11 protein-coding genes are annotated in these 19,919 nt (G+C 62.5%); all 11 read right to left on the bottom strand.

The window, feature by feature from the left end; all coding sequences use genetic code 11:
- Window positions 1–103: 103 nt before the first annotated feature.
- The gene (locus ACJ77P_RS12200; RefSeq protein ID WP_408998384.1) at window positions 104–1,150 is read right to left on the bottom strand and encodes an NUDIX domain-containing protein; all 1,047 of its coding nucleotides are present in this window, start codon (window positions 1,148–1,150) and stop codon (window positions 104–106) included.
- 233 nt (window positions 1,151–1,383) lie between these two features.
- Window positions 1,384–7,806 carry a hypothetical protein gene (locus ACJ77P_RS12195; RefSeq protein WP_408998383.1) on the bottom strand — a complete coding sequence of 2,141 codons (6,423 nt, stop codon included), beginning with the start codon at window positions 7,804–7,806 and terminating at the stop codon, window positions 1,384–1,386.
- Window positions 7,807–7,840: 34 nt separating this feature from the next.
- A complete protein-coding gene (locus tag ACJ77P_RS12190) occupies window positions 7,841–11,128 on the bottom strand; it encodes a hypothetical protein (protein WP_408998382.1) in 3,288 nt (1,095 codons plus the stop codon).
- On the bottom strand, window positions 11,125–12,699 hold the full coding sequence (locus ACJ77P_RS12185; RefSeq protein ID WP_408998381.1) for a hypothetical protein: 1,575 nt from the start codon (window positions 12,697–12,699) through the stop codon (window positions 11,125–11,127). Before ACJ77P_RS12185 ends, ACJ77P_RS12190 begins: the two co-directional genes overlap by 4 nt.
- Complete coding sequence (locus ACJ77P_RS12180) at window positions 12,699–13,607, bottom strand: hypothetical protein (protein WP_367359912.1); 909 nt, start codon at window positions 13,605–13,607, stop codon at window positions 12,699–12,701. Before ACJ77P_RS12180 ends, ACJ77P_RS12185 begins: the two co-directional genes overlap by 1 nt.
- Before the next feature lie 6 nt (window positions 13,608–13,613).
- Window positions 13,614–14,903 carry a hypothetical protein gene (locus ACJ77P_RS12175; protein ID WP_408998380.1) on the bottom strand — a complete coding sequence of 430 codons (1,290 nt, stop codon included), beginning with the start codon at window positions 14,901–14,903 and terminating at the stop codon, window positions 13,614–13,616.
- Window positions 14,903–15,871, bottom strand: coding sequence for a hypothetical protein (locus tag ACJ77P_RS12170; RefSeq protein WP_367359910.1), 969 nt, complete (start codon window positions 15,869–15,871; stop codon window positions 14,903–14,905). Before ACJ77P_RS12170 ends, ACJ77P_RS12175 begins: the two co-directional genes overlap by 1 nt.
- Before the next feature lie 56 nt (window positions 15,872–15,927).
- Window positions 15,928–16,428 carry a hypothetical protein gene (locus ACJ77P_RS12165; RefSeq protein WP_367359909.1) on the bottom strand — a complete coding sequence of 167 codons (501 nt, stop codon included), beginning with the start codon at window positions 16,426–16,428 and terminating at the stop codon, window positions 15,928–15,930.
- A gap of 9 nt (window positions 16,429–16,437) precedes the next feature.
- Window positions 16,438–17,712, bottom strand: a complete 1,275-nt coding sequence (locus ACJ77P_RS12160; RefSeq protein ID WP_408998379.1) for a hypothetical protein — start codon at window positions 17,710–17,712, stop codon at window positions 16,438–16,440.
- Window positions 17,713–17,714: 2 nt separating this feature from the next.
- On the bottom strand, window positions 17,715–19,436 hold the full coding sequence (locus ACJ77P_RS12155; protein ID WP_408998378.1) for a baseplate J/gp47 family protein: 1,722 nt from the start codon (window positions 19,434–19,436) through the stop codon (window positions 17,715–17,717).
- Complete coding sequence (locus ACJ77P_RS12150) at window positions 19,433–19,897, bottom strand: hypothetical protein (RefSeq protein WP_367359906.1); 465 nt, start codon at window positions 19,895–19,897, stop codon at window positions 19,433–19,435. Before ACJ77P_RS12150 ends, ACJ77P_RS12155 begins: the two co-directional genes overlap by 4 nt.
- Window positions 19,898–19,919 lie beyond the last annotated feature (22 nt).

Raw genomic sequence — 19,919 nt, 5'->3', positions numbered from 1 at the left:
GGTCAGGGGGCCGCCCCGCCAGGAATGCCTCCACGCCCGCCTTCATGCGAAGAAAGTTCCCCATGACATCCGGATTTTCCTTGAAGCGGGATACCCGGCGCCTTTATCGGGTTTCCCGGGAAAAAGGCCTTGAATGCCGCTGCGCTGCGGCGCCTGCCTTCCGCAGGAGATTCCTGGCATCCTGAAACGTCAGCAGCTGCATTCCTTCCTCGCAGGTGCACCATCGCTTTGCACGATTTTCAGGACTCTCCTGCTGGTCGATGTGCTCCAGCAGAAAAAATTGTGTAATGACCTCTTCCGCCTCCATGCGGAATCGGCTCTCTCCCAGTGGCCCTATGACGCTTGCAACAACGCCCGCTTCTTCCCATACCTCGCGCACCGCTGTCCTCTCCAGATCTTCGCCTGGCGTGATGTGGCCCTTTGGAAGAACCCAGTGTTCCGGAATCTTCTTTGCCGACACGATCAGGAAACGAGGTTCTCCACTTTTATCATACCGTACCACGACACCGCCGGCATGTGTGAAATAAGACTGAAAAAAATCCCCCCGGCTCTGCTTTTCCCTTGCACGGACATACGCTGCCTGAATAAGGAATGCGGCAACAAAGGCAGCGGCTGTTGATGCGACGGTGAGAGTTGGCTTGCTGCTGCGCGAGGAAAGCGCCAGGGCGGCAAAAGCGGCTGAAATGAGGCTGTTCATTGCAGAAACGGTGTAAGCCAGCCCACCGAATTTTCGCAGTTCTGAAGGCCGCGTTTTGTCCTGCGGACTGAAAGGCGCGTATCCGAAAAGAACCCCCCGATCGTCATAGTAATCCTGAAACCTCTTCCTGATGTTCCTCATGTCTCTCTTGTAGCCGTCTGTGACTTCATTTCTTTTGATCAGTCTGAAGAGCGTAACAAGACCAACCACGAGCAAAGAAGAAAAGGCAAAGTAGAGGAGGAATTCTTTTGAAAAATCGTATTGAACGCCATCCTTGCCGATGGCGACCAGTGCGGTAATCGCCGCGGTGACCAGTGTAATGAAGAATGTTACGCGCTTTTCACCCGTCTCCTCATTTTTCCAAAAGGAATCCTGCAGATGACTGAGATCTGCCAGAAGCAGTTCCTTGGCGGCGTTTTCCCCCCTGTTTCCCGCCTGATCGTTCATCGACATAATCCCTCCAAGCGATGTATCGGAACCGGTAAAAATTCCCTGTTAAAGGCCGGTTTCCTGGTTCGGCGCCATTCCGAATGTTTTCTCGTACCGTTTCCTGCCGGCGGTTTTGAAAGGAACTGCCGGACATGTCCTGATCTCTCCTGGGCACGCGCTGCTTGTCAGGGCGTTATGCCTTCATAAAAGCGGGTACATCACGTTCTTTTCCGGATCTGTCTTTCTCCTGTCTTTCCCTAAACCACTTCGATGGTCCTGACGGCAAAATGGCCGGCGTGGTCGGCGTCTTCGACCTTGACGGTTCGGATGCCGGGGGAGGCGCCGGCGGTGGTGAGCGTAACGGTCCGCCCGTCGCCTGAAACGGTCGTCGTGATGCCCTGGGAGGGGGTCACGACAACATTTGAGCCCCGCACTGCCGGATCCCCGGGGGCGACTTCGCAGGTCAGGTTCAGGGCGCCCGTGGCGGGCACCTGGTAGGTGGCGGCGCTGCGGAGCATGAAGTGGGGCTTGAGCGTGATCGACGTCTCGATTTCCGTCGAATTGTCGCTCCGTCCGATGCCGATTTTGAAGGTCATGAGGGTTTCTTCCTGGGGCGGTTCCTGGGCGGGGAAGGTCACCTGAATAATCAGCCCGTCGCCCAGGTAGTCGTCAAACCCTTCGGGGTTCGGTTCCTGTGCCGTCAGGGACGGAAGGGGATCGACGTTTCCCGGCGAGGGGGGGCTGCCGGGATAGGAAACGGCGGTCCGGTTGAGCGCCCCGGTAACCGGGGACGGGACGAGCAGATAAGCCGTATCGCCGGGCCGGAGGAGCGAGGTCCGATGGGAATCGAAGGCGGCCGAAAGCTCCGCGAGAGTCGGGATCGCACTGCGGAAATAGAGATCCCGGACGATCTTGACGGAAAACTGCCGGACAGGAACGTGGATATCGCCGAAGAAGAGGGTTTTGTGGTGGTTGAGTCCGGGATCGTCGAAGGTTCCGTCGGCTGCGCTGTAGGCATAACGGCGGCTGATTTCCACGGGCTGCTCTGCGTCGCTGCCGGGCGTTCGGGCAATCAGGGCTGTATCGTTTGCCTGGACAAAGGTGCTTTCCGACGGGTCCGTTACCGTAAGGGCATAGCGCCGGGTGTTGTTCGGGGTGACCTTGATCCGTGCCTCCTGGGTTTCCAGGAGCGTGAGGACGGTGCCGTTGGCGACGGTCAGTCCGGCGCAGGTGACGGAAACGTCCTCGACCGTATCGAGCTCATAATAGATGTTCTGCTTTCCCCAGTCCCGCTGTACCTCCAGGCTTTCAGCCATGTCCGAACCGGCGGCGTTGGGGACGGAGATCCGGTGTTTGCCGCTCCGGGTGAAGGTCACATAGGTGCCGCCGCACCGCTCCAGGGCGGCGGAGGTGGGGAGAAGGGCGGTTTCCGAAGGTGCGAAGCTGGGCGGGTCGGCCATGGTGGTGTCGTTGGGGGTTGCCCAGTTCCTCCGGACAAACCCGTCCGCAAGGCATTCTCCACTGCCGGCGGGGGCCATGGCATCGCCGTTGGGGTTCTGGGAGGCCGGTGCGCCGCCCGTGACCAGGGGAAGCAGCCGCGGCTTGTTGGCGTCATCGTAGTGCACACCGGGGGCGTCAAGCATGTTGGCGGTGATGACGGAAAAATTGCTGCGGTCTCCGCCGGGCCAGGCGAAATACCAGAAGCGGCCGATGTCGCCCACATAGCGGGGTGTATTGCGCAGCCGGCAGAAGGCGGAGTAGAGATCACCGCTTTCCTCAGAGGCCTGCTGCTCCATCCAGGACATGTGCCCCCTCTGCTTGGTCTGCTTGAAGGCGTTGTCGTGCCAGAAAAAGCCGGCTCCGGGAATCACGCACCACGACTGGGTGCCGAAGATATAGCGCGTAATCCGTGTGAAGGTCTGCGTCCAGTTGGAAGGACGGAACTGGTAGTCGATCTGCCCGTAGGGATCGAAAAGCCATTTCATCCAGCCCATGTCGAAATATTCGAGCAGCCAGTCGTCGACCCATCCCATGGCGTCGTTATGGCCGACCTTGGCCACCCGCAGTGAGGTTTCCCCCGTGGGAAGGGGCGGCGCGTCCTTGAGCTCCGCGGTATTCCCGCTGACGTGCATGACCACGGTGGTCTGGCTCTGATTGCCCACGAGCATCTTGACCCGGTCATAGACCGTGAGCGTCAGGGACTCGCCGTTGACCGGTGAAATAGTGATGCGCGCCGGCTGATCGAGGTCGGCCACCTGCGCGGGATAGTAATTATAGGGGTCCAGGGCGCTCGTCGGGTCATGGTTCGAATAGGGGGAAACGCCACCTGGATTGATAAAGCTGACCCGCGTGGAGAGGGTGATGTCATGATCGTTGATCGACGCCACTTCGCGTACCACGGTCGTTTCGCCGGATTTTACGATGACCCGGCTTGCACCGCGCAGGGCCGCCAGACCTTCATCGCCGGTAAGGTGGAGACGGGTGCCGTTGTCTTCGAAGGAAACATCGTAGTAGCGGCCGGCGCGGGACTCCGACAGATGAGCCAGGCCGTAGATCCCCCGGTAGATCAGGAAAAAGAGGCCGCCGTAGACCGTGCCCACCGTGGCATTCATGATCCCGCCGTGGGTGAGGATCTGCAGGATGTTGATGATCCATTCCGGCACGCCTTGCCAGTTGGAGCGGCGTCGGCGGATATAGACATCACTGGTACCGTAATCACGGAGCGGAGAGGGAAGGCGGAATCCTTCACCGGTGTTTCCGGGACCGAGTTCGACCTCCCTGGTCCTTCCTCCCTTGGAGATCTGTACCGGCGTTCCCTCCTCGAAAGAGGTCTCTCCGGGGCTCGGAATGACCAGATACCAGTCTCCTTCGACCTCTTTCAGCCGGCCCTGGACATAGGGGGAATAGGTCGGGTCTTCACCTTCGGAAATCCCGTCGAAGAGGCCTTCGATGGCGCCCAGGGGGATGTAGGAGGTCAGAAGGGGGCCGAACCAGCAGCACTGCCGCGTGTGAATGAGCTCATGCTCGATGAGGCTCTTCTGGCGATCGAACTCCCAGTTTTCCGGATCATCGGGAACCAGGGTGGAACCGCAGCTCAGCGTGCCGCTGACCGTCCTGTCCGTTTCGACGAGGGGAACGACCACGACGGGATTCGTCCCAGCGCTCACGTTGTTGAGAGTCCCCTCGAGGAGGTAGGCGTTGCCTTCCCGCCGGAAGGAGGCGGCGAAATCCGTGTCGATCTTGGTGGTGTCGGGGGCCAGGATGTCGATGCCGGTGCCGGTGAGGGGCGGATCTCCGGCGAAATAGAGTTCATAGTCGAAGGCGGTTGTCTTCACCCGGGCGGCAATGGTCTTGTCCCCACTGACAACCGCCACCTCGACGGCCGCCATTCCGTAGCGCGGCCGCAGATCATAGAGTTTGAAAGAGATCTTATCGGTGGTCACCTGCCCATCGGCGCCCGCTGCACCGACAGGGGTCCCGTCAATTCCGATCCGGGACCACCCCGTGCCGGGATTGGCCGGGGTCATCCGGACGGCGCGGATATCCGTTGCGTTGTCTGCTGCGAGAATCAGGTCATCGCCCTCGACCTCGCAGGTCGTTCCGGAAACGGATTTGATCCGATAGAATCTGTCCTCGGCGCTTGCGGGCAAGCCCGTCGGGTTGGCGGTGAAGGTGACGCGCAGGCATTCATTTTCGCGGAACCGCGGCATCTGGACCCGCGTTCCGGCTCCGCCGACATCGATGAAGGGCAGGACGGAGAGATGCGAGTCGTCCTTTCGCTCGGCATCGTAACGGGGGCCGCTTTCAGCCAGGGGGACCAGTTCAAGGCCCGCTGCCTGGACCGTCACCGGCCGGGTAAGCTCGATGGCTCCGCGAATCTCGTCAATCAGTGCGATCTGAGTATCCGTTCCCTTCCGGAGATAAACGAAGGAATTCGGCTTCAGGTCTGAGGTTCCCGTCGCGGTGGAATGGGCGGCGAACCAGCGGTTGCTGGTCGCGTGTTGGGCGATCTCGATGCCGCTGATCGTTGCGGCTCCCGGCATGGCGTCCGTGACCTGGGCTCCGGTGATCTGGGATAGCTGAAGGGCTTTGGCCGTTGCCGCCGCATCGGCGGGGTCCATCGTGAGGGTCAATTCGGCGCTCAGGGTGCGGTTGTCGTAGGGACCCGTATCGGCAGGCGTCTGCCGGGAAAAGCACTCCACGGAACAGGGGCCTGTCCCGGCCGGCAGGGGATGGGCGGTGACGATGGACTGGTAGCCGAGCCCGGAAACGGAGCGGACGGCGGTTTTGATCGGCTGGCCGGAATCGGCAAATTTGACGAAGCCGGGCGCCGCCGTCGAGATTCTCGCCGGGTTAAAAACAAAGGTGGTACCTGCAGGCGGCGCGGCAATGGTCCCCAGGGGATCGGCGACAGGCCGCAGGAACTGCCAGGAGAGGGGCGTATCGGCCGCGCCCAGGACAGAGGGGTCGCGGTCTACGAGGCGGTCCGTGGCGGTCCCTCCGGGGCCGGTGATCTTCAGGGCGAGCGGATTTGCCGTAGCGCTCGCGGCGACGAGAAATTCTCCCGCCTCCGGAATCGTCGGGCTCGGGCTGCCGTCGGCTTTCACGAAGGAAAGGGTATTGGGTGTGGCCGAGACCTTCGCTTCAAAAGGGCCTTCCGACGCCTGTGCCGTCGTCAGGGTGACCGTTCCGGTAAAGTCTCCGGGCAGGGCCACATCGACGGTCATTTCGGTGTCGAAGGACTTGATGGAGGTGGACAGGACGACATTGTCCGCGGTAATCCGCAGGGGATCGTTGACGGAATAATAATTCTGAGTTGCCGTCGCGCAGTCAAGGGCATCGGGCTGACCGCCCCGGGGCAGGTCTTCCGTGCCCCTGCTTGTCAGGGGGCGGACCGAAACGGAATTTGCCGCAATCGTCCCTTCCGCCGTATCGACGCGGAGCCGCGTTTTTCCGCTCCGCTCCTCGACGGACAGCACCTTGGCAATGGCATAGCCCCCCACCGTATCCGTCAGCAGCAGCCAGGAATCCTGGGCGATTCCCGTTCCGGTGGTTCCGAGTTCGAGAATGAAACGCCTTTCCAGAGTGCCCACCGCGCATTTCGTCCCGACGACGCATTCGGTGCAGGTGGCGCTCTGTGGTCCGCGCAAGCCGGTCCGGGTGTCGAAATGGAATCCCCCCCTGGGGAAAGCAGGGACCGGTGAGCCGGGGATGACGGGTTTTGCCGGTCCTCCGTAGCGCGTCCAGGTCAGGGGCAGATGGTTGGTCTGCATCGAACCTTTTCGCCGCGCCCCGCGCAAAAGAAACGGCCTGCCGCTCTCGGGCGTTACGAGCAGAACGGTGCCGCAATAGGTGGGGACGAATTCCTCATTGGGGGCGAAAACCCGGACATCGGCCAGATTTTCGATTTCTTCCTGGTTGACGATGATGATGTGCTGGAAGGTTTTGGCCCGGTCGTTGGCGAAAGCGCCGTCCCGGAGCACGCCGTAACTTCCCGTGCGGTCGCTGTGGACCCCTTGAGACCAGCCGTAGCGGTCTGCGTTGCCGCTGAAGATGCTTCCCCAGAGGCTGAGGAATCCCTCGTAGCCGAGCCAGCCCACGATGTTGTTCTGCAGCGACCATGTCAGATCGCTGAGCACCATGAGAAACGTCCAGCCTCCCGAGGATTCGCCCTGAATGTCGGCGCGGCTGACGGGATTGTTCTGGCAGACGCAATAGGGACCGGCGGAAGGCTTTTCAACGGGCAGGGACCCGGCGTAGCCGTCTTCCCGGCGCGGATCGCCGGCGGTACCGTCCAGGGGATCGGGGGCGGTGAAATAACCGATGCGCGGATCCAGGAGCCGCGACCGATAGTGCATAAAGCGGCCGTAGCAAGCGGCCCCGAAAAGACCGGGGACGGCATCGTGGGCCAGGAGGGATTCGCCGAAGGCGTCGCGGTGCAGCCGGGTGACGCCCGTCCGGGAAATCATGCGGACCGGGGTGGCGGTGCAGTCAAGGGAAAAGACAACGGCCAGCGGCTCTCCGGGGTTGCCGTCGATGCGGCCCAGGCAGGAAAAGCCGTCCCAGAGGAAGGTATGGCGGACGGTTCCCTTGCGGTCCTTGATCGTCCAGAGCCGGCCGAGATCATCGATGCAGAATGTCGGCGGCAGGGAAGGGAGATCGAGTCGCCGGCCCGATCCGTCGTAGTCAAGGAGGAAAATGCGGCCTTCCGCGAGGCAGGCGATGGGGCGCTTTTCTAAGTTGAGCTGGATCCTGCGTCTTCCCCGGGGCGTGACCAGTGCGGACAGGGCGTCGCCGTCGTATTCGTAACGCCAGGTCCCATCCGGCGTCCGGCAGGCGACGATGCGCTTGCCGCTGTCATAGTCCATCTCGACGCCGTCGACGTGGGTCATCAACCCCGCGGCATCCCAGAGATACTTTTCACACCAGGTATCGCTTCCCGCCCGGACGGTCCGCAGGATGCCGCCGGGGGTGACCGTCTGGCTCATGGAGACGAAGCCGTCGTCGAAGACCCGCCAGCCTCGGTCATAGCGCAGATAGGTCCTGCCGTTGGCGGAGATCTCCAGCAGGCAGCCGGCCTCGTTGCGGGTATAGAGAAGTTCCGTCGTCGTGCCGGGAAGAAGGAAATTTTCAGAAACGGTTTCTGATTTGATGGAATCGGTTGCCGCTGCGGTGGTCATAGAACTCTGAATCCTCCTTTACCCTGAGAACCAATCAGCCGATGGAGCCGGAAACGCTGACCGACGCCGATCCCGAGGTCTCCTGGAACCGGATGGCGTTCAGCAGGGCCAGGATCTCCTGCTTGATGCGTTCCAATGCTGCTTCGAATTCTTCCACGAGCCGCGGCCCTAGAGAATTGATGGATTCCAGAAGTCCTGCCGGATCGATCTTGGCCAACTCCGCGCCCACCTCGTCCAGGGAACGGTCGATGTCCTTCAGCGCCTCCGTCGGCACGGCGGCCTTGATCTTGTTGAGAAACTCGTTGGAGAAGGAAAAACCCGCCAGCAGTTCCGAGGGTTTCAGAACATCGAGCCCCTGAATCAGCCGGTCGATGATCTCCCAGATCTCCTGGGCAAAGACGGCGGGGTCGTAGGCGGCGATCGTGTCCCGGATGGCCTTGTGGATCTCCCCCAGCTCCGCCGCCAGCCGCCGCGGGTCCAGGAGATCGAGCTGCTCCTTGAGGAGATCGATCAGGCCAAGAAACTTCTGCGCCAGGAAGCCGGGATTGAACATCGTCAGGTTTTTCTTGAGACGCTGGACAAAGGCCTTGAGCTCTTCTTCCAGGGAGGCCATCAGGGTCGGGACCTTGGCCATCATGGCGGCGAGGAGGTCATCCAGTTTCCGGGCGATGGGTTCCACATCGAGGGCGGCGAGAAGGTTGTCCAGACCGCCGGTCAGTCCGCTCAGGCTGCACCGTTCCAGGGCGTCCGCCGCCTTTTCCAGCTTGACGCCCACGGAGGCCGCGAGGGTCGCCGCCCGTGTCCGGACCTGATCCGAAACGGCCATTGCTCCCTGACCCAGGGCATCCCGCATTGAGCCCGGTCCCGCCTCGGCGACGACCGCCAGGGAGCCGCTGACGTTGAAGGACCCCGCCGAGAAGTTTCCGGAAATGGCCACCTGAGCCTCGAACTGAGCCTTGGCGAGAGGGGCGAAAAAGGCGTTGGTTTCGCTTTCAAAGCGTTCGCCGATCTCCCAGATCGCCGCCTTCACGTTCCGCAGGTCACGGGCCAGTCCGCTGCACAGCCGGTCCACGGCCTCCAGGGCGTCGCCGGCCGCTCCCGCTTCGAGGTCGGAAAGGGTCTCCCGGAGTTTGTTCGGCAGATAGCCCAGCATGCGGAGCACATCGCCCGGTTTGAATTTCGGTTCGGGCTGCGGAGGACCGCTGGTCGACGCCGTCGATGAAGACGATGATGAAGAGGGCGCTGAGGAAACGGCTCCTCCCGATGACGACGAGGAACCGGCTGTCGGCACGCCCGTCCCCTGGCCTACGGTTCCGGCGATGCCGCTGACAACGGAGTCGCCGATGCCGTTCAGGGCGGTGCGGGTGGCGTCCAGAGCCGAATCCGGAGAGGGCAGGGAAATGCTTGCCAGCAGGGAATCGTATGCCTCTGCCACCGGTTCCAGAAGACGCGCGGGGGAAAACCGGTCGATGGCGTCGAGGGCGGTTTGAAAAGGACCGCGGATCTCCTCCACGAGGGGGCGCGGGTCAAGACCGGTCAGAAAGGACTTGGCCTCGTCGACATACGCGTCCAATTGGCCCAGGAACTGCGCCGGATCGAATTTCTTCAGCTCTTCGAGGAAGGCATTGATTTCCGCTTCGATTTCGGCGATGAGGGTATCGGGGATGAGGTTCGAAATCAGTTCCGCGGCGCGGGCCAGTCCCTGGATCACTGTATCGCCGACGGAGGCGGGGATCTGGAACTGCTGAGCCGCCGACATGACGGGAGAGAGGACTTCATCGAGGTCGATGCCCTCAATGGCGCTGATCAACTGTTCGATGGCGGGTCGCAGGGACTCGGGCAGCGGCAGCGCCGACAGAAGCTGTTCCGCCGTCTGCCGCAATTCGGTCAAGGTCCCGATGACGGAATCGGCGGCTTCCTTGATCCCCAGACTGTCCACGGCCGTCTTGATTTCATCCATGACCTGCCGGAAGGATCTCAGGGCCTCCAGTACCTTTTCGAGGACGGTCTTGGCCCCCGCCGCAACCGTGTCGATGCCGCCTTTCACCGTTTCGAGCGAATTGAGAATCGTGTCCAGGACGCCCTTGTAGACCTCCTCGATTCCGCCCAGGACGCCTTCGATTTCGGCCTTGAGGGCATCCGGGTCGATGGCCGATTCAATCGTATTGAGGAGTTCGCGCACCTTCCGGGCGGGCTTGTCCAGATCGGCGTCATTGATCGCCTTGGCGATGGAGAGGAGAAAATCCGTGATCATGGCTCGGTAGGAGGCCAGGGGGATATGGTTGAGCAGCCCCCGCATCCAATCTTCCGCGCGCTTAATCTGGGCTTCGATGGGGTCGCGGATGTAGCGCTTCAGGGAGTCCTCGACCAGCGCGTTGAGCCACAGGAGCATCTCCCGGATCATGTCCGCATCCATCTCGTTGACGGAAGCCTTGGCGTAATCCAGGTAATCGCCGATCATCTTGAAAAACTCCATGATGCCCTTTTCCGCCCGCTGCAGGGCCGCTCCCGCCTCTTCGAGGGGGGCCGCCAGCTGATCCAGGGGAAGGCGGTCGATGAGCCCCACGATGCGCTCCAGGTCGGCGCCGACCGAGGCGACGGTGTTTGCCCGCGCCACCTGCAGGGCCGCCAGGGCCGCATTGAGCCTGACTGCATCTCCTGCGTTGGCTGCCGCCGTGACGTTGTTCAGCGCCAGCAGGAGCCCGGCGTTGCGTCCCTGGGGGAAGCTGATGCTCCCGGCATTGGCCAGGACCGCATCGACGGAGAGGCGGATGCTCTGCAGGGACGTCCGGGGAATGGGGACCAGGATGTCCATCGCCAGTTCGGCGAAAAGGGCGGGATCCGAGGGAACGCCCCGCTCGACCGTATCCAGCAGGCTGCGGAAACGGCCCAGGCTGGAGAGATCCATGCTGGTATAGCCCTCGAAAAGGGAGGTCGCCTTCGAGAGGGCATCGCCGGAAAAGATGCCCAGCACCTTGCCCAGCTTGAGGGGATCGCTGTCCAGACCTTCCAGCAGGGAGACGATCAGGGCCGCGCCGTCGCCGACCGCCCGGACGTAGTCGGCCAGGGGGAGGGAGTCGACGGAAAAGCCGTCGGTAAAAGAAACCACCGACTCGACCAGAGGTTGAAGGAGTGAAGCCGGTTCGGAGATGTCGGCCTGCAGTGCGCCGATGCCGCCGCCCAGGCTGCCCAGGGCTGTGGAGATGGCCCCGTTGCCGATCAGGTTTGTCACCGCATCGGAATTCAGGGTCAGGGAAAGGGACCCCCGGGCGTTGGTGATGCTTGAAATATCGAGGCTGGTCAGCTCGTCCAGAAGGCTCATCGGTCATACCTCAGTTCGAGATCCGAAAGGTCGACGGTTAAAAAGAGGAGGCTCTCCAGAAGGGGAGATGTCCCGGCAAAGGGGGCGGTGGGAAAGGAAAATCCAGGAAGATGGATCTCTTCCGCACCGGCCTGCACCAGCGTCTCCCCGTTGAGCAAAACCGGTTGGAGAGAAGGGTTGTCGTCGTAAAGGGCGATCTTCACCGAAGGATCTTCGTTTCCCTTCACCCAGAAGAACTGTCCGGAGACGGCGCGGACCGCAAGGCCGACGGTGCCGCTGCCGATTTCGACCCGCTTGGGCGTGCACCACTCGAGACTGAAAGAGGGGGACGGCTCCACGGTCATCACCGTCTCCGTGCCGATCGTCTCGGCGGGAATGCCGTTGGTCATCCGGACCAGGCGGACCGCCAGCTCGCATTTCTGCGGCGCTCGACCGATCAGGCCGATCCGGGCGAGAGGCAGACCTTCCAGGTGGGCCGACGGCAGCGGCCGGACCACATCCCCCGCTCCGACAATCGTCCCCGACGCCGCACGGACAGGTACGGGGTCGTTCAACCCGGCGGAGAGCCGGATGCCCGAATAGCGGAGGGTCAGATCCCCGATTGCCGAAGTGGGCGCTTCCGCCGGCAGGGTGACGAAGCAGGGAAGGGGCGAGGTTTCCCCGGCGAGTTCCACGGTTGTAATGCCGGGAACGGGATGCGCCAGATGGCCGTGAAAGGCCCCCTTCCAGAGTTGGACTTTCCCGTCCGTGCCGCCTTGAATCCGGAACGAGGCGGCGGGAACTTCCCCCTTCGCCATCGTGTCATTCAGGGCCGTCTCCAGGGGGATCTTCAGATCGATCTCCGCCGGCGGGAGGGTGGCCGGCAGCTCTCCGGGGAAAGACCAGAGCGCCTTGTCCGCTCCATCGACCACCCGGCAGTCCGACGGGCCGAAGTCGGCGTAGGCGGTGATTGATCCGACCTCGAAGGCCTTCGGCTCATAGTCCTCGGGAAACCCTCCCGAGACCAGGCTGAGTCTTATCTTGTCCGTCTTGATGCCTGAAAAGCTCAGTGTCGAAGAGGCGAACTGCGCCGTGCCGACAGGTGGCGGGAGCATTTCGCGCTGGGGGGAGGCCGGAGCCGTCGCCATGGGGTAGTAGTTCCCCGCGGCATCCGCCGCAGAGACGACGAGGCGCCGATCCGCCGGCAGATCCGAGGTCTGCCGCAGGTGTATTTCTCCCGATTCGCCTTCCGCGGGAATTTTCAGATCCGCAAAGACGAGTTGAGTGACGGTCACGGAGGCGCCGAATTTCAGGACGCGGTGAGCGCCTTCCTGGGAGACGGTGGCGTTGACCGGCCGCTTCATCAGAGCCGCCGCCAGCGTGAGGGAGGCGGAGGTGACAGCCGCCTTCGTGGCTCCTTCCGCCGGTTTCCAGGAGACCGCAATCTCGTGGCCTTCATCGGACAGGGAGATTACTTCGGGCGGGACGACGAAGAACGCAACAGGGGGAACTTCCACCTTGCCGTAATAGACCGGCGTGGTCTCGATCCCCACGATTTTTTTCGCTTCATCTTTGATGGAAACGAAGGCCATCACATTTCCTCGACGGTTTCAACGGGCACCCGGCCCAGTTCGATTCCTTCACCCGATTCCCCGTTGTCCAGGGCGATCACGAGATCCTCCACCGTGGCTTGAGCCCCCGGCGTATAGGTGAGAAGGGCTTCCTCCCCGGTAAGTTCGATCAGCCGGCCGCCGTCAAGGGCGGCGACGCCGCCGGAAAGGGTCCCCAGCGGATTGGAGCCGTCCCGGGTGCGGAGGGCGCAGTAAAGCCTTCCGAAGGGCCCTGCCGAGGCGGCGCCGGATTCCGTAACGGCCAGCGGTCCCATCGCCGGCAGGGAAAGGGAAAATTCCTGAGGGGGGCCGCCCGCTCGGAGCACCGCCGGAGAAGGGGCAATCGAAAGGGTCAGCCCGACGCCGCGAACGCGGACACGGGCGATGGCGATGCCGGTCTTCCCCGGTTTGCCTTTCGGCCAGAACCAGCCCCGAACCTCCAGGGTCAATCCTGTCGCTGCCGTGCCTCCGGAGATCAGGGGGGCCGATCCTCCCGTCACCTGGAGGGAGTGGATGATAAATCCCTGGTCCCCCGGTTTCTCGAAGGCCTTGCCGTTCCGGAGTTCCGGGGCGTCAAGAAGATAGGCGATCTGTTCCATGCCGGAGATCTCCTGGCCGCGTTTGCCCGAGGAGGAGGGGTAAACCCCGATCTCGGCAGTGCAGATCAGGCGCAGGACGCGACGCAGATCGGTCGAGCCGGGGACGATTTCGCCGTGTTTGGGTCCCATCTCAGCGGGCTGCCAGGCCGTCCGGGTCACGCCGACGAGGATCGCGGGCTGAGCCCCGCCGCCCTTGGCGTCGCCGTCGGAAACGGACACGCGGCCCGCAAAAGGGGCGTCCAGGTGCGTATTCAGATATGCGGCCAGTTCCTGTTCGAAATCCGTAATCATAAAGGCTTACCGGGTTTTTGCGGCCAGTTCTTTCGCCTGTTCCACAATCTGAAGTTTAATGACCTGCGTCGGTGTCAGGCCGAGAATCCGGCCCACCGTTTCGGGGCTTCTGGCGGACAGGTCGGTATAGGTGAAGATGCCGGCCTGGTTGAGCTTTTCGTTGTAGGCCTCGCCGATGCCCTTGATGACCAGGAAGTTGTCGTCGAAGACGGGCTTCTGGTATTCCATCCGCAGCTGCTCCACGACCTGCCCCCGCACTTCCCGGCCGATTTCGGTCTTCGTTTCCGCGAGGACCTCTTGGATCCTCCGGGTTACCAGCTCTTCCCATTTGCCGGAGAGCCCTTTTTCGATGAGTTCCGGGATCTGGTTCTGAAGGCGCGCCATTTCCTCTTTCATCAGGACTGCGGCCTTCTCCTTGATGCCCCGTTCCACGGCGGCGTCGACATCGGGGATCGCCGCCAGGAGTTCCCCTTTGAGGCGCTCTTCCCTCTTGCCCTGCTCCTCACGGACGGCGGTCACCACGGAGTCGTAAAGCTCCTCCTTGATCCGGGACAGGTCGGGGATGGCCTTCTCCGGCAGCTTCCCTCCGAGGACCTCGGAGAGCTCCTCTTTCGTCACGTAGGTGTTGTTCAATTCCGTCAGACGTTTCTCCAGCGCTAACGCGTCCAGGAGGTCGCCCTGGGGCATCGTCAGTCGCTCCTTGAGAACTTCCAGGGCCCTCAGGCGCGAATGGATCTTTTCGAAATCAGCGATCTCCCCGCCGGTTTTGAATTTCTCCGCCACCTCGACGGCCGTCTGCACATCCGTCCGGATCGTATCGAGACTTCTCCGCAGGGCCAGGACATCGTCCCGGCCGTCGCCCAGGGTCTGCACCTTGAGGCCCACCTTGGTCAGGGTCGCTTCCCGCACGAGATCCCGGGTCGCCACTTCGGACAGGCGTGTCCGGACTTCGCCGAGATTGCGGTGGGCTTCATCGGCGCGCCCGCCGACCTCGTCCACCTTGCGCTCCAGCAGCAGCATCCGCCGCACCGCCGACGGATCGGCCAGGGGGCCGCTCTCCACGAGGGAGCGGAGGCGGGCATTGAGCCAGCTCAGGGCCACCTGCTCTTCGTGGGTGTGGGACGGCACCGTTTCGTCCTGTTCGTGGGTCAGGATATTCCGGGTCAGTTCCATCAGGACCGACACCAGGGTGTTCCAGGCCTCAGCCGTCACGGGTTGTCCCGGCTTGACCTGAGAAAGGGGTCCCAGCAGCTCAAGGAGCGCCTTGAGGCGATCCAGGTCGGAAGCCGTCGCCATTATTTACCTCCCCCGCCTTTTGCCGCACCGACGAGCGTTCCCAGCTTGCTTCCGCCCGTAGCGGTGGTCTTGCGATAAGTGGAAATCTCCTGCTCCGTCGTGGTCACCGCGCCGGTATCGGAATACTGGGTCGCCACGGCGATGGTGTTCTTGACGGACTCGGTATTGAGGAACTCCCCGGCCTTGTCGCCCTTGGCGACGGCCATTTCGTTGATTTCCGTCAGCAGGAAGCTTCCCGCATTGGCCAGCTTGTTCGTGAAGATCGTCGTGTCGGTTTGAACCATATCCTTGAGTTCGTTGATCCGCCCCTTGACCCGGTCCCGGATGGCCTGCGAGGCCTCCGCCGCATCGAGGACATTGTCGACCTTCCGGTCCAGGTTCTCCGTCTCGATCTCCCGCTGCAGCTCCACGAGGGACTTGCCGAAGGCCTCGGCAAAGCGCCGGATATTGCCCTGGACCTCGGCGATCTTCTCTCCGATTTCCGGATGATCGTGGCCCCTGGGCGAAACGAGCTGCGTGAGCTGCGCCACGGCATTGGCGAGATCGGCCACGCCGTTGACCAGCAGGTTCCAGTCGGCGCTCTTGATGGCCTCCCCCGGCGTCTTGCTGCCGATGGGTCCCAGCTGCCCCTTGACCGTGGCCGCCGCCTGCTGTACCGGCGTCAGATCCGCATCGGGGACATCACGGATCGGCGCGTCCTTGAAAAGGGTTTCGGGAATCGGGATGGGAACCACCGTGGGGGGGATCTGCGGGAAAAGCCGAATCCGCTTCTGGACGATGGGATTCACCAGGTTCGGATGGACCACCTTCATCTGGTAGTAGCCGTCATCGAGGTCCGCGACCGTCAGGGTCCCGTCGAGAAAGGGCTTGCGCTCCACCGTTTTCCCCGTCGATTCGTTGACCAGCTGAATCACCGCGTCGCGGTTGGCAGCCGGAAACCCCGTCATTTTGAATTGAAACGATGCCATAGGGACACTCCTTTTTTAAACTGTTCCTTATCGGAGAAAGCCTTCCTGTTTTATGTCTAGAACCACTGGAGATCGCCGTAGGGGAAAGAGACGTCCCAGAACAGCGTCAGTTCATGGTCGTTGCCCTTGGTCAGCGGCGCAAAGGTCACCCGGTTGTAGAGGACCGTGCCGCCTTCGCCCTTGGAGAGCAGACCCGCCTCGCGGATCGTGCCCACGGCGGAGGCATTGGGCATCGTCCCCCGGATCTTCACCGTGACGAGGCGTTTTTCGGCATTGACCGCGATGGAAAAGGCCGTCGCGGCCAGCTCCACATCGGTTTCCCCCGTCAGGGCCGGGATCTCGCCGACGGCCTCGTTTTTCAACCCGGCCAGGGAAAAATCGTCCGGCGTCGCCGCATCGCTGGTCCCCACGGCCATGTGGGTAATGGGCGATCCCTGCCCGGCGAAGAGGCGGGCGATCAGTTCTCCGCCCCCGCGCATCACCGAGTTTTTTGAACTGCGTTCCGCAAGGGGTTTCCCCTGCGCGTCCAGAAGGAGCATTCGAACTTTTCCCTGCATGGTCTTCCCTCAATGGAAAATAGAGTAGTTTAATCCCGTTTTTTCAAACATGGCCCCGATGGCCGGTTCCTGGTCCGTCCCCGTCGGTCCTGCAGACTTGAAGCGCTTGGGTGTGGAGTCCTTGAGATAATCCCGCTGGAACTGGACTTCCTGCAGTTCCAGAAGCGTCACCTTGCCCTGGACGCCCGCCGCTTTCAGCTTGTCCACCCCTTCCTGAAGGGAGGAGGCGAGGGTTTCCCGTTTTTCCAGGGCTTCTTTGATCTGCCCTGCTTCGGAGAGCATCAGGCCGGCGGGCAGCTCGATGGAAAAGCTGGCCGGTTGTGCCTCCTCGTAGGCCACGAAAATCTGTACGAGGGCATCCTGGCTGAAGAGGCTCGAATCGAAGGCGCTCGAATCAAAGACTCCCTGGGAAATGTTCAGGGCCGCCAGGGCCGAGAGGTACCGGTCCAGCCCCTGTTCGTCGAAAAGGGCGCAGGGGAAGAACCAGAGTGTATTTTCCCCCCGGTTCAGGGTCATCGCCCGGGCGGGGGAGGCGATGGCGTTGCTCTCAAAAGGGGTCCCCGGCGAAAAATCGGCGATGGACACGAGGCGGTCGCTCACCTCGCGGTCCTCGAAGGTGCCCGTTGCGGTGCCGTCCTTTGCGATATCGATCCACAGCCGTTCCCCCTGACCGATCGTCCCCTTGTAGATCAGGGCCTGGCCTGTCGTCACGTTGGCGATCAGCGGCACGTATTCCGGGGCGCCGGAAAGATTCTGCAGCAGGAACCGGATTGGGACGGGATCGAGGCCGCGATTGACGACGGGAAAGAGCGCCAGGGGCTGAAGAGCCGAAGGCCCCGCAGGCAGGATTCTCCTGCGGCCCGGATTCTCGACAAAGGCGGCCGCGGACGGATCGGGGAAATCGGTCCACAGGGTGAGGGGCGGGACGGCCGAGATGGCGACGGCCCGGGAATAACGCTCCACGTATTCTTTCACAAAGGACTGAAGGCCGGCGACGGTCACGCTTCCTGAATGGCGGAGCCAGGCGTTTCGGAGGGAATGGACCCAGGCGCGGAATTCATCGGTATCCTGCCAGGGCTGGGCTTCAATATCGAGGAGGCGGGCCAGCCGGACCACATCCTCCCGCTCCCAGGCCGCATCAAACCAGTGGCTCTGGGCAATAAGGCGCCCCAACTCGTCGAGAATCTCCAGCTGTATGGCAGGCTGCGTCAGGACGCCGCGAAGGATCTCTCCGTCACGGTAGAGCTGCGGCATCCGGCCGGTCATGTCGTCGAGATGGGCCATGATCAGACGCCTCCCTCCCGGATATCCAGGTTAACGGCCTGTTTCTCCATCGTCTCCCCGGCAGCGGGGACATACTGGCCCTGAGCGTCGGCGAGCTGCATAAAGATGTCGCCCTTTTCGATGGTGATCGTGGCCTCGTCCCGCACGAGGGCGTACCGGGAGTCGTCCCGGATGGAAGCGGCCATCGTATCGACGGAAACAGGGGTCGAGGGGCTCCGGCTGGTAAGATAGGCCGCCAGTGCGGACTCGATGGCACTGTGCGCCTGGGCCTCGGTGACGCCTGCGACCAGGTGGAGCGGCAGGTAGAAGGTCGCCTTGCTGCTGACCGCCTGCGCCGCGGCCTGCTCTTCGGCGGCGACCTGGGCAAAGGTAAAGGGCTTTTTGACCTCGAAGACTTCATTGCTTTCCAGGGAAAGATTCTCCTGGGCCTCCTTGCCGGGAACGGTCAGCCGGACCTTGGCGTCGGCGATCCGCGCGTCGGCGAGGAGAAGGGCCGACATGCGGGCCTGGCGCGCCGAACCGCCGGGGGGGAGATCCGCCAGGTATTTTGCGATGGCCGTCTCCACGGAGGTCTTGAGGGGGCCCAGTTCAGACTGCGAAACGCCCTTGCCCGTCAGGGTCAGGTCGATCTGCACCTCCAGGGGCCTTTTCGCCGCTTCGCCCGAAATCACCCGGATGCCCGCGGGACGGAGTTCCCGGATTCGGTCGGCCACCAGGGTGCGCACCTCCGGCGTATCTTCACTGTAGGAGACCTCCACCCGCACTTCGCCGGCAATGCCGTTGGGAAATTCAACGATATTGACGCTTTTGACTCCCGGGATGCTGAGGAGACCGTACTGCAGGGCGTTGACCGTGCCTCGCATCACGCCGTGGAGCGCGCCGGCGGCGCGTCGTCGCAGGTCGTCGTCGCTTTCGGCGGCGCTGCTCTTGGAGGATTCCTTGAGATTGGTCACCTCCGCGATGCCCGCAATCAGGGTTTCGAGGCGGTTGAGTTCTCCGGGGGCGACTTCCCCCGTCCCCGGCTTCTCCCCGGCGGCCAGGACCTCGCGGCTGCTCTCGTAGGGTTCGAGAACGAGGGCCTCCAGGGTCAGGTACCGGTTGTTTTTGGCATCGACGATGGCCGTGTCGGCGGGGATCGAAATTTGTCCGGGGCTGGCCGCGTTGCGGGAGAAACGGACCTTGACGGTGGGATGCCCCGCCGGCAGCCTCTGGACGCCCACCAGGGCGACCACTTTATCGAGGGACGGACCCGTGGCCGTTTCGAGATAGGCCGACTTGTAGATGAAGTCGAGGGAGAGATCGCTCAGGGCCAGCTCCCGGGCGAAGGTTTCCATCAGGGTGCGGACGACGGATCCCACATTGAGGTCCGTCAGCGGCGTCGGATCGGCCGAGACGGGGTAGTAGTTGACCGAGAGGATCGAAGCCGTTTCGGGGTGCTGTTTTCCTTTCCGGAAGCGGATCGTGTCGAGATTGTTTTCCGAGCCGTCGGAGGCGAAGAGCTCGTAGTCGGCCGCCGTATAACGGATCTTCGTCCTTTTACCCTGCTCGTCGGTCCGGATTTCTTCCACAAAGGAGACGCGCCGCACGGGCCGGGAGGAAAGTTTTTCCGTAACGTGCTGTCCGCCTGCCTCCAGGACCTTGACCTGCTCCCGGACAGTTCCCGAGGTCAGGGTGGTCAAAAGGTCACGGACAATCTCCTCATATGTACGGGGCGAAAAACTCATAGGGATACCTCAAGAGAAATGGCGAGGGGGTCCTGGCTGTTCAGGGGTTTCACCTGGCAGCTGAAGACCAGGTTGTCGTTGGATTCCGCCGTCTCGTCAAACTGGAAGGAGACGGCCTTCGGCTCGATCCGGGGCTCCTGGGCCAGCGCTTCCAGGACGAAAAGCCGGCACAGGTTGCGGATGGCCCTTGTTTTAGGCCGCCCGATGAGCTCGCTCAGCCGGGAACCGTACGCGGCGTGTCCCAGGGACGCCAGGGAGCCCCTGGGTGTCAGGAGCCGCAGGATGATCGCCTGGGCCAGATTGTGCCGATTCTCCACGACGGCGATGTCTTCCAGCGAAGATCCGGCTTGGGCCTTCCTGGAGGTGTCTGGTCTGCTGAAGACGGAAAAATCGACCTCCGCCGCGTCATGGGCCGTCAAATAAGGGAGGACACAGATGTCCCTGCCGAGGATGTCGTTCATGTTTTCCGGTTCGCCCTTTCTC

The organism is Syntrophus buswellii (assembly GCF_046097065.1).
Taxonomy (GTDB): Bacteria; Desulfobacterota; Syntrophia; order Syntrophales; family Syntrophaceae; genus Syntrophus; species Syntrophus buswellii.
This window is presented reverse-complemented; position numbering and strand designations above follow the sequence as displayed.